Annotated in this window: 10 protein-coding genes; 9 read left to right on the forward strand and 1 reads right to left on the reverse strand. The window is 56.5% G+C overall.

Features of this window, described 5'->3' with window-relative positions; translation table 11 throughout:
• Nucleotides 1–29 precede the first annotated feature (29 nt).
• Entirely contained in the window at nucleotides 30–866 is an 837-nt protein-coding gene (gene pdxJ, locus ACFIOZ_RS08915) for a pyridoxine 5'-phosphate synthase (protein WP_386083304.1), read from the forward strand.
• Nucleotides 867–899: 33 nt separating this feature from the next.
• Nucleotides 900–1,283 (forward strand): holo-ACP synthase, encoded by a 384-nt coding sequence (acpS, locus tag ACFIOZ_RS08920; protein WP_386083305.1) that lies wholly within the window; start codon nucleotides 900–902, stop codon nucleotides 1,281–1,283.
• A gap of 31 nt (nucleotides 1,284–1,314) precedes the next feature.
• On the opposite strand, the gene ACFIOZ_RS08925 is transcribed toward acpS, so the two are convergent.
• On the reverse strand, nucleotides 1,315–4,068 hold the full coding sequence (locus ACFIOZ_RS08925; protein WP_386083306.1) for an ATP-binding protein: 2,754 nt from the start codon (nucleotides 4,066–4,068) through the stop codon (nucleotides 1,315–1,317).
• 90 nt (nucleotides 4,069–4,158) lie between these two features.
• Here ACFIOZ_RS08925 and cysM point away from each other — a divergent pair, with 90 nt between their 5' ends.
• The 7 genes from cysM to rluF all read left to right on the forward strand — a co-directional run bounded on the left by cysM (nucleotide 4,159) and on the right by rluF (nucleotide 14,078).
• The gene (gene cysM, locus ACFIOZ_RS08930; RefSeq protein ID WP_386083307.1) at nucleotides 4,159–5,067 is read left to right on the forward strand and encodes a cysteine synthase CysM; all 909 of its coding nucleotides are present in this window, start codon (nucleotides 4,159–4,161) and stop codon (nucleotides 5,065–5,067) included.
• Nucleotides 5,068–5,069: 2 nt separating this feature from the next.
• On the forward strand, nucleotides 5,070–6,467 hold the full coding sequence (locus ACFIOZ_RS08935) for a TRAM domain-containing protein (protein WP_386083308.1): 1,398 nt from the start codon (nucleotides 5,070–5,072) through the stop codon (nucleotides 6,465–6,467).
• A gap of 74 nt (nucleotides 6,468–6,541) precedes the next feature.
• Entirely contained in the window at nucleotides 6,542–8,818 is a 2,277-nt protein-coding gene (gene relA / locus ACFIOZ_RS08940; protein ID WP_386083309.1) for a GTP diphosphokinase, read from the forward strand.
• Nucleotides 8,818–9,672, forward strand: a complete 855-nt coding sequence (gene mazG, locus ACFIOZ_RS08945; protein WP_386083310.1) for a nucleoside triphosphate pyrophosphohydrolase — start codon at nucleotides 8,818–8,820, stop codon at nucleotides 9,670–9,672. The genes relA and mazG overlap by 1 nt, the downstream gene beginning before the upstream one ends.
• Before the next feature lie 38 nt (nucleotides 9,673–9,710).
• The gene (gene ppc / locus ACFIOZ_RS08950) at nucleotides 9,711–12,359 is read left to right on the forward strand and encodes a phosphoenolpyruvate carboxylase (protein ID WP_386083311.1); all 2,649 of its coding nucleotides are present in this window, start codon (nucleotides 9,711–9,713) and stop codon (nucleotides 12,357–12,359) included.
• A 57-nt stretch (nucleotides 12,360–12,416) separates the two neighbouring features.
• Nucleotides 12,417–12,962: a DUF924 family protein gene (locus ACFIOZ_RS08955; RefSeq protein WP_386083312.1), complete on the forward strand. Its 546-nt coding sequence runs from the start codon at nucleotides 12,417–12,419 to the stop codon at nucleotides 12,960–12,962.
• Between the two features lie 36 nt (nucleotides 12,963–12,998).
• Nucleotides 12,999–14,078 carry a 23S rRNA pseudouridine(2604) synthase RluF gene (gene rluF, locus ACFIOZ_RS08960; protein ID WP_386083313.1) on the forward strand — a complete coding sequence of 360 codons (1,080 nt, stop codon included), beginning with the start codon at nucleotides 12,999–13,001 and terminating at the stop codon, nucleotides 14,076–14,078.
• Nucleotides 14,079–14,093 lie beyond the last annotated feature (15 nt).

The following is a 14,093-nucleotide window of genomic DNA, read 5'->3' on the forward strand; positions in this document are numbered from 1 at the left end:
TCTTATCTTATCGTTGCGCTGGAGGCTTTATGCACCCCCCTCGGATACTGTTAGGCGTCAATATCGATCACATTGCGACACTTCGCCAAGCCCGTGGTACTCGCTACCCTGACCCCGTGCAGGCGGCATTAGTCGTTGAAGAGGCGGGCGCCGATGGCATTACGGTGCATTTGCGTGAAGACAGGCGGCATATTCAGCCCCGGGATGTGCGTATTCTGGCCGAAGTGCTTAATACGCGCATGAATCTGGAGATGGCCGTAACCGAAGAGATGCTTGCGCTGGCTGAAGAAATTCGTCCTGCCCATGTCTGTTTAGTGCCGGAAAAACGCGAAGAGTTGACCACCGAAGGCGGCCTGGACGTGATTGGCAGTTTTGACGCCATTGCCAGTGCTTGTCAGCGGCTAAGTGCGGCGGGGTGTGATGTGTCCCTGTTTATCGACCCTGACGTGGAGCAGATTGATGCAGCTCTACGCGCCGGAGCGCCGACGATTGAGCTGCACACAGGTGCTTATGCAGAAGCGCGTCCTGGTAGTGAGGCCGCCAATGCGGAGTATCAGCGCTTAACGACCGCCGCAACTCACGCGATCTCATTAGGCTTGGTGGTGAATGCTGGTCACGGCTTGCACTACCATAACGTTGAGGCAATTGCGGCGCTACCGGGCGTCAACGAGCTCAATATTGGTCATGCCATTATTGCCCGGGCGCTGTTTGTGGGCCTTAAAGAGGCCGTGCAGGAGATGAAGCGCTTAATCATTGCTGGCCAGGAAGCAGGTTTGATGGCGGCCCTCGATGCCCATGATCATGAGCACGACCATGACCATGAAAGTGGTTCAGGGCACGTTCACAATGGTTGCTGCGGACATTAAACTGCGATTTCTATTGAGAGGTTTCTTTAGGCGATGATTGTGGGAATTGGCTCGGATATTGCCCGAGTTGAGCGTTTTTCGCGGGCTATGCAGCGGCACGGCCCGCGCTTTGCTCAGCGCATTTTAGGTCCCGAAGAGCATGCGCTGTGGCAGCAGAAATCTGAGCCCGCCGCGTTCCTGGCCAAACGCTTCGCTGCCAAAGAGGCCTTTGTTAAAGCGTTGGGGTTAGGCCTACGCCAGGGTTTGCAGTGGTGTGATATTCAGGTGCTGAACGATGCCTTGGGTAAGCCCTATTTCTTGCTCAACGGCGAAGCTGGAAGGCTTTTACAAGCTGCAGGTGTCACCACCAGTCACGTAACGTTGAGTGATGAAGCCGAGTATGCGGTGGCGTTTGTTGTACTAGAGCGTGAACTATAGCGTGAAAACCAAGGCTAACGTTGAGTTTTGCTTAGTGCCTTAGCAGTAGCGGGCGCTGTGCACGTAGCCGTCCCATTGCCCGGTAAAGCTCTTCCAATAGCCCTTCAACATGGTCTAAGCCGCTGGTGCGCAGTCGGGTTTCCAGGGTTTCTACCAGTAAAGCCAGCTCAGGCGCGCCGCAGTAGCGGCTGGCGCCATTAAGTCCATGTACCCAGTCGAGCAGAGTGGGAAGATTGTGCTGGGTAAACGCCGCGCGCATATGCTGTTCACTCTCATCCAGACTGTCGATCAAACGTTTTAGCTGCTCCCGTGCCAAGTACTCTTTACCCCCCGCTAGGCGTGCACCAATCTCAAGATCAATAACGGGCAGGGTGGCGGGGGGCGTGCTAAAGCGCTGCGTATTGGCGGCGTTGCTGTCGCGCTGTGAAGAGGACGCCGCTGTGCTGCCGGCCGTCAGCCGGCGGGTAACCCCCAAAAAGCGATTGAGTAACTGATCCAACTGGGCCTCATCAATCGGTTTTATTAGCACGTCATCAAGGCCTTCCGCTAGCCACTGCTGGCGTTCACTACTGAGCACGTGGGCGGTAACGGCAATAATAGGGCAGCGGGCCCAGGTGCTGCTAAGCCGACGCAGCGCCTGGGTAGTCTGCACGCCATCCATTCCCGGCATACGAATATCCATTAACACCATATCAACGTTACTGGTGCGTGCGAACTCTAGCGCCTGGTGACCGCTTTCTACCGTAATGACATCCAGGGTCGGATCTTCAAGCATGCTTTTGAGCAACTCTCGGTTCGGCGCATTATCATCGACAATCAGTAATTTGAGTGGCTGGGGGGCTGCTGGTAGCGCGAGTAGCTCCTGGCCATCTTTATGCGCCGTCAGTGCAGGTAATAACAATTGCTTTAGTGACGCCACCAACTGAGCGCGGGAAAAGGGTTTGTAGAGAACCTCTCCACCATGGGTTAAGTGGAGTGGTGGTAGGTCAAAACTGTTGCCATTGGCTAAAATCAGTGTGGGGTAGGGCGTTTGGTCGATCACAGTTTGCCAGTGGGAGTGCCATTCAGAGCTAAAGTCGCTATGTTCCAACCCCAAGATCATCAATTTCGCTGGCTCAGAGGCATCAAAGGCGACGGGGTGTGCCTCCCAGCGCTGCAGTAGATGTTCGAGCACATGACGGGTGGGCGCATGCGTTTCATATAAACGAATGGTCGGGTTGTCCAAGTGAACTTCTGGTGGCCGCTCGATAGCCTGATGCGCAAGCATGGGGAGCGTAAAAGAGAAAGTCGTGCCTTTACCCAGCTCACTTTCCACCTCAATCTCGCCGCCCATGCGCTCAATTAATTGTCGGCAGATAGTAAGGCCCAGGCCACTGCCGCCAAATTGCCTTGAGTGGCTGGGTTCTGCTTGGGAAAAAGCGCTAAACAGCGCTTCCTTGTGGGCCTCGCTTAGGCCAATTCCTGTGTCACTGACGCTGAGATTGAGTACCACATGCTGGCCTTCAAGGTTATCCAGCATGACGCGCACGATCACTTCGCCTTCATGGGTGAATTTGAGTGCATTGCCAATTAAGTTATTCAGTACCTGGTGTATACGTAGCGGGTCACCGGAGAGCGGTGTAGGTACGTCGTCATATACCATGGCCACCAGGTGTAGCTGCTTGCGTTGGGCTTCAGGAGCATGCAGCCCCACCACTTCGTCAACCAGTGCAACAATATCGATATCCGTCTCTTCCAGAGTGAGGCGGTTCGCTTCAAGCTTGGAAAAGTCGAGTACGTCGTTAACCAGCATTAGCAGATTGTCGCAAGCGCGGTGTACGTGCTGCAGCCACTCCTGCTGACGTGTATCCAGCGATGAGCGCCCCAGTAACCGACAGAAGCCGATAATACCGTTCAGCGGTGTACGGATCTCATGGCTCATATTGGCTAAAAATTCAGACTTCACGGCGTTAGCACGTAGTGCGCTGCGGTGAGCCAAATCGAGCTTGATATTCTGCTCTTCAATGGTTTCCATCGACTCTTGCAGCTCGCTGGTGGCCTGCTCGATTTGCGTTTGCATATTTCGCTGGGCCTGCTGAAAGTGCTCTGCCAGGGCGTTAATATGACCGCTCAGTTGGTGAAGCTCTGTCGCATTAGAGGGGGCCAAGCCCAGTCGGTAGTCACCGCGGGATAGTCGATAAAGCGCCCGGTTGGCTTCTTCGATAGGGCGAGTGGCATAGCGACTGATGGCAAAAGCGACTAAAAACAGCAGTAGGCCTAGCAACATGCCACCTAGACTGAGGCTGGCGATCAACTTATAGCGCACTAGCGTGAGCGCTCGCGTGTCCATTTCGATATCTAGCCAGCCAACGCTACTGTCGCTTGCTGGGTTGGCTTGTCGGGTGCTGGTCTGGCTTGTACTAAGCTGAGGAGCCTCTAGCGGCAAACGCAGCCGCCAAACGTCCTCTTCCATGATCAGTTGGTGATCAGCGGGGGCGTTGAGTAGCGAAGGGGTGGCTTGACCCAACTGTAAAATAAGGCTGCCTTGTTGATTTAATAACGCAACCGTGCGAAGTCCCTGCATATTGTGGAGCTGGCGCGCAAGCGTCTCCAGGCGTTGGGTATCACCCTTTACGACCGCATCAGCAAGACTTGGAGCTAACAACTCGGCGGCATTTTCCAAGTGCGTTTGCTGTGCTGTACGCGCTTGCGTCTCACTCTGTATGACCAGTAGTACGGCCATCATGGCGTATACCAGTAAAGGAAAACCGAGTAAGGCGAATAGAAGACGGGTGTTCAAAGACATGAAAAGAACTCGTTGATTCAATGAGGTTGCCTGTCCAGCCCAAGGCAGCACCGATATAATGCAGCATAACGGTGACGATAAGGAATATTCATGAACGATCTCAAGGGCTATCCCACGCTAGAAGATGTGGTTGGCAACACGCCTCTAGTGCGCCTGAAGCGCATTAGCGCTGGGCGTAACAATACCTTGTTGGCCAAGCTCGAAGGCAATAACCCTGCCGGCTCGGTCAAAGACCGCCCTGCGCTTTCCATGATTCATGAAGCAGAAGCCCGGGGGGATATTACTCCCGGCGATACGCTAATTGAGGCAACGTCAGGCAATACCGGTATCGCGCTCGCCATGGCGGCGGCGATCAAGGGGTATCAGATGGTGCTGGTGATGCCGGAAAACGCCTCGGAGGAGCGAAAGCAGGCGATGGCCGCTTTTGGGGCTAAATTAATCTCTGCCAGCAAAGCTGGGGGCATGGAAGAGGCGAGGGACATTGCTGATGGCATGATCGCTAGAGGCGAAGGCAAACCGCTTAACCAGTTCGCTAACCCGGATAATCCCCTGGCCCACTACCGTACCACTGGGCCTGAAGTGTGGCAGCAAACCGGGGGCGAGGTGACCCACTTCGTTAGCTCCATGGGGACGACGGGCACCATTATGGGGGTGTCGCGCTATTTGAAAGAGCAAAATCCGGCTATTCAGATTGTTGGCTTACAGCCCGCCGATGGCGCCAGTATTCCCGGTATTCGTCGCTGGCCAGAAGCGTACCTGCCCGCTATTTTTGAGGCGCCGCGGGTGGATGTCACCCTGGATATTGGTCAGCAAGAGGCCGAGGAGCATATGCGGCGTCTCGCCCGTGAAGAGGGCATTCTGGCTGGGGTTTCATCAGGCGGAAGCCTGGCAGGGGCACTACGTATCGCTGAGCAAACCGAAAATGCGGTGATTGTGTTTATCGTCTGCGACCGTGGTGATCGCTATCTCTCTACTGGCCTATTTGCCCCAGGAGTATAACCATGGCCATGCTGGGAAAACGGCGGCCGCCCAGGCCCGCATCAGGGCACTCTGGGCTGGCGCGTTCGCCGGGCGGTAAGGCTCCGCATACTGCTATAGAGGATGCGTCGCCGCTGGTCATTGAGCGTTTGGCCCATGATGGGCGCGGGGTTGCCCACGCTGCCAACGGGAAAACCGTATTTGTCGATCAGGCACTGCCCGGTGAGCAGGTCGAAGTGGCGATTCATCTGACCCGCAAACGTTTTGACGAAGCGCATATCAAATCGCTGCTGAGCACTTCCGAGCGACGCGTTGCACCTCCTTGCCCACATTTCGGTCACTGCGGTGGCTGTGATCTACAGCACCTGGGGATTGATGACCAGCGCGACCATAAGCGCGAAGTAGTGCGCGATCTATTTTCGCGCCAAGGAATCACGCTAACAGATATTGGCTTGTTGCAAGGCAGCGACCAAGGCTATCGACGCCGTGCGCGGCTGGGCGTCAAAGTGGATGGTCAGGGTGATACGCGGCTCGGCTTTCGGGCGGCTCACAGCCACCGGTTAGTCGATATTGAACGCTGCCCGGTGCTTGTGGATCCCTTACAACAGCTGCTACTACCCCTGCGTGAACTGTTGGGCACGCTAGAGGCGCCGCGGCAGGTAGGCCACATTGAATTAATGGCCACGGCGACGGAACAGGTCGTATTAGTGCGTCAGTTAAAAGAGCACGCCGGGGACGCTAAACGCTGGCAAGCCTTTGCGCAGCAGCAAGGAGTGGCGCTGGGCACCTGGTTGGGGCGTGAAACGCCTGCACTGCACTGGCATGGTGCAGCGCCGACGCTTGAAGAGTTGCTAACCGTAGAAGGTCAAGCGCCGCTTAGCTTAAGTTTTGCACCAGGGGATTTTTTACAGGTCAACGCTCAGGTGAACCAACAAATGGTCGCCCAGGTCATTCAGTGGCTTGCGCCCAAGTCAGGGCAAAAACTACTCGACCTTTTTGCCGGTATCGGGAATTTTAGCCTGCCCATAGCGGCAGCGGGCGCTGAGGTGCATGCGGTAGAGGGTAACCCTGCCATGGTGGCGCGCATAGCCATTAATGCCAAGCGTAACCAACTGATGGTTAGCGGACAGCAGGCTGATTTGAACAGCGCTTCCAGCGTAAATGCGCTATTAACTGAGCATGGCGGTAGCGATGCATTGGTACTCGACCCGCCGCGTAGCGGCGCTGAAGTCATTTGCAAGGCGCTGGCGCGCCACCCGGTGCCCAGGGTGGTCTATATTTCTTGTGATCCGGCGACGCTTGCCCGGGATGCGGCACATCTTGTGCATGCGGGTTACCGAGTCAAGCAAGTAGCAGTGGCGGATATGTTCCTTCACACTGCGCATATGGAAACGCTGATGCTGTTCGAGTACGGGGAGTAGACGTTTCCCCATCGCATCAAGCCACGGTGGCGGTCACGTAGAGATCGTCGCCCTGAAAGGAATGAGTGATTGTCATGGTGAAAGTGCGTGAAGACCAGCCGCTAACCGCAAGCGGAAAGGTGGACATACAACAATGGTTAACGCGCCTTCAAGAGGATGTGCGCCTACGTGAGCCTGAGCGTTTAGTCGAGGCCTGTGAACTCGCTGAGCAGTTAGAGCTTGAGGCGCCGCGTACCCATCGTGTATGGCTGTCGCCAGGCTCTAGCTTTCGCATGGGTCTGGAAATGGCCGATATTCTTGGCGAATTAAAGCTGGATCAAGCGACACTTGAGGCCGCCGTTCTCTATCGCTCAGTGCGTGAAGGGCTGCTGAGTCTTGAAGCGGTGTCAAAGCGTTTTGGCGAAGAAGTGGCCAGCCTGATTGATGGTGTCTTGCAGATGGCCGCGATCAGCTACCCGCTGGCGCCTGACCATGGCATGGGCCAACACAATCAGCAGGAAAACCTGCGCAAGATGCTGGTCAATATGGTCAGTGATGTACGCGTAGCGCTCATCAAAATTGCCGAACGTACCTGTGCGCTGCGCCAAGTAAAAGATGCGCCACTGGAGAAATGCTTACAGGTTGCCCGGGAAGTTGCCGATATTTACGCGCCGTTAGCTCATCGGCTGGGTGTTGGGCAACTTAAATGGGAGCTGGAAGACCTCTCGTTTCGTTACTTGCATGAAGATGACTACAAGGCGATTGCCAAACTGCTGGCGGAGAAGCGCCTCGACCGCGACCGCTATATTCACGATGTGGTCGAAACCATCAAGAGCTTGATGGAAGCGCAGCACATCCACCGCTACGATGTGGATGGGCGTGCCAAGCATATCTACTCGATCTGGCGCAAAATGAAGCGTAAGCGGATAGATTTTTCGCAAGTTCATGACGTGCGCGCAGTGCGTATTCTGGTGCCAGAAGTCGCTGACTGCTACACCGTGCTGGGGATTATTCACTCGCGCTGGCACCATGTGCCCAACGAGTTTGACGACTACATCGCCAACCCCAAAAAGAACGGTTATCAGTCGCTGCACACCGCCGTGATGGGGCCAGAGAACAAGGTGCTCGAAATCCAGATTCGTACCTTCGCCATGCACGACGAGGCGGAGCTGGGTGTTTGCGCCCACTGGCGCTACAAAGGGCACGATACCAACGCCAAAAGCCGGAGTTACGAAGAGAAAATCGCTTGGCTGCGCCAGGTATTGGAGTGGCAGGACGAAGTGGGCGGCTTTGGCGATCTCCGCGAAGGGCTCTCCAGCGATGTGGCGCCTGACCGTATCTATGTCTTTACCCCTGACGGCCACGTCATTGATTTGCCACGGATTGCTACACCGATCGATTTCGCCTACCGGGTGCATACCGAAATTGGCCATCGCTGCCGGGGCGCCAAAATAAATGGGCGCATTGTGCCGCTCACCTATAAGTTGAAAACCGGCCAGCAGATAGAAATTCTTACCGCCACCAAAGGTGGACCAAGCCGCGACTGGTTAAACCCCACCCTGGGCTATGTGCGTACTTCCCGGGCACGGGCCAAAATTCAGGCGTGGTTTAAACATCAGGCGCGGGATCAAAACCTGGATGAGGGGCGCGTGCTGTTTGACCGAGAAATGCGCCGCCTGGACGTCGAGGGGCTTGATCTTCCCAAACTGGCCAAAGCCGTCAACTACCAGAATGCCGACGATATGTACGCCGCGCTCGGCGCCGGTGATCTGCGTATTGGCCAAGTGCTGCACCAGGCCCAACAGCTGTTTGGTGAAACCGACGACCAGGAGCAGCTCGACCGCCTGCTTGCCAAGCCTAAGCGCCAATCCAGCAAAGCGACCACAAGTGATATCACGGTGCTGGGCGTTGGTAACCTTAAAACCAGTATGGCCAACTGCTGCCGTCCGGTGCCCGGCGAGCCGATTATCGGTTTTATTACCCAGGGGCGTGGGGTGACTATTCATCGTCAGGACTGCAGTAATATCCTGCAATTGCGCCTGGACGAACCCCAGCGCATTATTGAAGTAGAGTGGGGCGAACGCGCCCAGACCCGCTACCCGGTGACCATCGAGATTCAGGCCTGGGATCGCTCCGGGCTGCTGCGCGATGTCACGGGCCTGCTGGGCAATGAAAAAGTCAACGTACTTGCCGTGAACACGCTCACCGATACCGATGAAGGCATTGCTCGCCTGCGCATTACTCTGGAGGTCGATGGTCTTGAGTCCCTGGGTCGCTTGTTCTCGCGTATTCAGCAGTTGCCTAACGTTACCGAAGTGCGTCGTTTGCGCAATGCCGACCCAGAGCAACAAGTGCGTAAGGGAGGAGCATAATGCGCCATGGTATGGATGACCTGCTGACCTTGATGCAGGTACTGCGTGACCATGAACAGGGCTGCCCCTGGGATCTCCAGCAGGATTGGGACAGCATTGTGCCCCACACTCTGGAAGAAGCCTATGAAGTGGCCGATGCCATTGAGCGGCGCGCTTTTGATGAGCTACCGGGCGAACTGGGCGATCTGCTCTTTCAAGTGGTTTATTACGCTCAGTTCGGTGCGGAAGAGCAGCGCTTCGACTTTGCCGATATCGTCGATACGCTAACTGCCAAGATGCTGCGCCGCCATCCTCACGTATTTCCGCAGGGCACGCTGGCCTCGCGACGCCCACCGGGTGTGAGTGCCGAGGAGGTGCAAACCCAGCAGGTCAACAGCCGCTGGGAGGCGCTTAAAGCCGAGGAGCGTGCGGAAAGGGCCGTTGAGGCGCCCTCTGTGCTTGACGATGTACCGCGCACGCTGCCTGCGCTTAGCCGTGCAGCCAAGCTCTCTAAACGCGCCGCACGGGTGGGCTTTGATTGGCCCGATGCGCGCGGCGTGATTGACAAAATTCGTGAAGAGTTGGCCGAGGTCGAAGAGGCGCTTGCTGCCGGAGACCAGCAGCACGCTCAGGAAGAAGTCGGTGATCTGCTATTTGCCGTCACCAATCTTGCCCGCACGCTTAATGCCGACCCGGAGCAGTGCCTGCGCGCGACCAATGCCAAGTTTGAACGCCGTTTTCGTTATGTAGAGCGCGAGCTTAACGCTGCCCAGCGGCCATTACTAGAGGCTTCCCTAGACGAGATGGAAGCCCACTGGCAGGCAGCCAAAGCACAAGAACTTCAGTCAGAAGAAAAACAATCTACCCATTCCTGATTTAATAATTACGCGACCCCTGCAAGGAGGCCATGCCAATGAGTCACGACCTACACGAATCCCTGCGTGATAACGTGCGTATTCTGGGCGATAGCCTGGGGCGCACCATTGCCGACGATTTGGGCCAGGCATTTGTCGATAAAATTGAAACCATTCGCGCCCACGCCAAGCGCGGGCGCCAGGGCGACTCGCTGCAGCAGCGCGAATTAATTGAGTACCTGCGTGAGCTGCCCGAGCGGGATCTGCTGCCGGTCACCCGGGCGTTCAACCAGTTTTTAAACCTCGCCAACATTGCCGAGCAGCACTACCGGGCGCGCTTTCGTCGGGTTGAGGACTATAAGCCCGGCTCCCAGCCGGTGTTGGGTGAACTGCTTGAGCGTGCTCAGCAGGCGGGCAGCTCTCCGCGTCAATTGGTCGAGGCCCTCGCCAATATGCGCGTAGAGTTGGTGCTCACCGCTCACCCCACGGAAGTTATCCGCCGTACCTTGATCCAAAAATATGACGCCATTGATGAGTGCCTAACCGCTATTGAGAGCTCCGATGACTACCCTGAGCGAGGCACCCGCGCCCAGGGCCGCCTGGAAGAACTGATTAGCCAGGCGTGGCACACCGATGAGATTCGCCACGAGCGGCCCACCCCGGTGGACGAGGCAAAGTGGGGCTTTGCGGTGATTGAAAACTCGCTGTGGCAGGCCGTGCCTGACTTCCACCGGGATTTGGATAACCTGCTGCTGGAAACCGCCGGTGAGCGCCTGCCGCTGGATGCCGCACCCATTCGCTACGCCTCCTGGATGGGCGGCGACCGCGATGGCAATCCCAACGTAACGGCTAAAGTGACTCGCGAGGTGCTTCTGTTAGGTCGCTGGATGGCCGCCGATCTTTATTTACGCGATCTCGAACAGCTTAAAACCGAGCTCTCCATGTGGAAGGCGAATAGTGCGCTCAAAGCCGAGGCGGGGGATGTAGCCGAGCCCTACCGTGAAGTGCTCAAACGCCTGCTAACACGCATGGAGTCCACCCGGGATTGGGCTAAGGCAGAGTTGGAGGGGCGTAACTACGACGGCGGGCCGATTATCGAAACCCGCGACCAGCTCTACTCACCGCTGCTCGCCTGCTACCGTTCGCTATGCGATGTGGGGCTGGACACCATCGCTAACGGCGCGCTGCTGGATACCCTGCGTCGGGTAGCCGTTTTTGGCGTCACACTAACCAAGCTTGACCTGCGCCAAGAAGCCAGTCGCCATGCCCAGGTCATTGAGGAACTGACTAGCGCCCTTGGCCTGGGTCATTACCAGGAGTGGGACGAAGCCAAACGTCAGGAGTTTCTGCTTGAGGAACTAACTTCACGACGTCCGCTGATTCCGCGCCGCTGGGAGTGCTCCGCCGAGTCCCGAGAAGTGCTGGATACCTTCAAAGTCATCGCCCAGGAGCATTCAGAGGCGTTGGGGACTTACATTATCTCCATGGCCGCTGAGCCTTCAGATGTGCTCACCGTGGCGCTGCTAATGAAAGAGGTCGGGGGGCAGGTAACGCTGCCTATCGCACCGCTATTTGAAACCCTCAACGACCTGGATCACGCCGGCGATGTGGTGGATCAACTGCTGGCGATACCGGGCTATCGTTCGCTGATTGATGACCGTCAGGAGGTCATGATTGGCTACTCGGACTCAGCAAAAGATGCCGGTCAGCTGGCTGCTGCCTGGGCGCAGTATCGTGCTCAGGAGTCCCTCGTCAATGTGTGTGAACGTCATGGTGTCGACTTGACCCTATTCCACGGCCGAGGTGGCACCGTTGGCCGTGGCGGCGGCCCGGCTCATGCGGCGATTCTCTCTCAGCCTCCAGGCTCGGTAAATGGCAGCCTGCGGGTAACCGAACAGGGCGAGATGATTCGCTTTAAGTTTGGCCAGCCGGATATTGCCCTACGCTCCATGGAGATCTACGCCTGTGCGGTGCTGGAAGCCACGCTACTGCCACCGCGTGCCCCGGAACCCCACTGGCGCGAGGAGATGGATCAGCTCGCCAAAGTAGCGCATACCGCCTACGTAGGCGTGGTGCGCGAAGACCCCGATTTTGTCCCCTATTTCCGGGCGGTCACGCCTGAGGGGGCCTTGGGCAGGCTGCCACTGGGTTCGCGGCCCACCAAGCGGCGCCAGGATGGCGGTGTCGAGACGCTACGCGCGATTCCATGGATATTCGCCTGGACGCAGATTCGCTTAATGCTACCGGCGTGGCTGGGCAGCGGCGAAGCCTTCTCGCGGCGCTTGGAGCAGCCCGGTGGGCGCGATGTATTGCAGGAGATGCGCAACGAGTGGCCGTTCTTCGGCACCTATCTGGACATGCTTGAGATGCTGCTGGCCAAAGCTGATGTGGCAATTGCGGCGTACTACGAACACCGCTTGGTCGACGAACCCTCGCTGAAGGCATTGGGTAAACAGCTACGTGAACGCTTTGGGTGTTTGGAAGAGGCCGTGCTGGATATCTTGCAGCAGGAGAAACTGCTGGAGAATACACCGCTGATTCGCCAGGCAATCGATGTACGTAATCCCTATATCGATCCGCTCCACGGCCTGCAGGCGGAGCTGTTGCAGCGGAACCGCGATGCCGATGGGGCGATTAGCGCCGATCTTTCCCGTGCCCTGATGGTGACGATGGCGGGGATTGCGGCGGGTCTGCGTAACACGGGCTAAGCAATCCGGATTAGGCAACGTCGATATTTTTTACATTTTTTAAAGTAGGAGGCGTCAATGTCCATAGAGGCTCAAGCGGTACTCGATTTCTGGTTTGAGGAGTTGACGCCTGCTCAGTGGTTTAAAAAAGACCTTGAGATAGATCGGATGATCGCGGAGCGGTTTGGCGCCATGCATGCCCAAGCCGCGCAGTGTGAGTGTTACCCATGGCGGCAAACAGCCGAAGGGCGGCTCGCTGAGATCATTGTGCTGGATCAGTTCTCGCGCAATATCTACCGCGATGACGCACGCGCTTTTGCCACCGATGCCTTAGCACTGGCGCTCGCTCAAGAGGCAGTCGCCGCTGGATTAGACCTAGAGCTAACCAGCGAGCAGCGTGCTTTTCTGTATATGCCCTATATGCATAGCGAATCCGTGGCCATTCATGAGCTGGCAATGCAGCTGTTTGACCAGCCGGGGTTAGAGAATAACTACGACTTTGAAGTGCGCCACAAAGCGATTATTGATCGCTTTGGGCGTTACCCGCACCGCAACGCACTGTTGGGGCGGGCCTCTACCGACGAGGAGCTGGCTTTCTTAAAGGAGCCCGGCTCCTCTTTTTAACTGTTTGCTTATTACCCATTAGCCACGTGGCGGTTTATGTCGTTTCGAAAATCTACCCGGATCAATAAGTACATTAGCGAGAGCGGTATGTGCTCCCGCCGTGAAGCCGACCGCTTTGTGGAGCAGGGCAACGTGTGGATTAACGGTCGCCGTGCGACCACTGGCGATCAGGTGGTGGCGGGAGACTTGGTGAAGGTCAATGGTCAGGAGATCGAGCCTCAGGAGGAGGAGGATCTCGTTCTTATCGCGCTGAACAAACCGGTGGGCATTGTCAGTACCACCGAGTCCAGCGAGAAGGATAATATCGTTGAGTTTGTTAAACACGGCACGCGTATTTTCCCCATTGGGCGGCTCGACAAAGACTCCCAGGGGCTGATTTTTTTGACCAATAACGGTGACTTGGTTAATAAGATTCTGCGCGCCAATAACAACCACGAAAAAGAGTATCAGGTGACGGTGAACAAGCCGATTACCGACGACTTTATCGACGGCATGCAGCGTGGCGTGCCGATTCTGGGCAAGGTGACCAAGCGCTGCAAGGTACAAAAAGAGTCTACCTTTGTATTCACGATTACCTTGGTGCAGGGGCTCAATCGCCAAATACGTCGTATGTGCGAATACTTCGGCTATGAGGTTACCCAACTGATTCGCACGCGGATTATGAATGTGCCTCTTAAAGGCTTGGCACTGGGTGATTGGCGCGACCTTACGCCGAAAGAGATCGAGACTATTATCGCCCTGACTGAAAGCTCAGAGGCAGCTCCAGAGAAGAGAAGCAAAGCGAAACCTGAAAGACCCAACTACAGCGCTGGCAGAGTAAAGCAGCCAGCTGCCAAAGGACGTCAGAAATCGGCCAAAGCAGACGCCAAGGCTGCTGGCACAAAAGCCGCCGGGGCTAAACCTCTTCCCAAGGGTAAAAAAGCCGCCAGCGGAAAAGTCAGTACCGGCCCGAAAGGCAGTACCGGTAAAATGCCCCCCAAGGGCAAAGCGCCTGGCAAGCCCAGTGTTAAAAGCAAGCCCGGTGTGAAAGGCAAGCCCAATGCTAAAGGTAAGCCAGTGGGTAAAGGCCGCGGTAAGCCAGCGGCGGGCGGTAAACCTTCCCAGCGGCGTAAGTAGTCTGCAGCACCTTCT

Origin of the sequence: Vreelandella sp. F11 (genome assembly GCF_042466685.1) — a bacterium.
Taxonomy (GTDB): domain Bacteria; phylum Pseudomonadota; class Gammaproteobacteria; order Pseudomonadales; family Halomonadaceae; genus Vreelandella.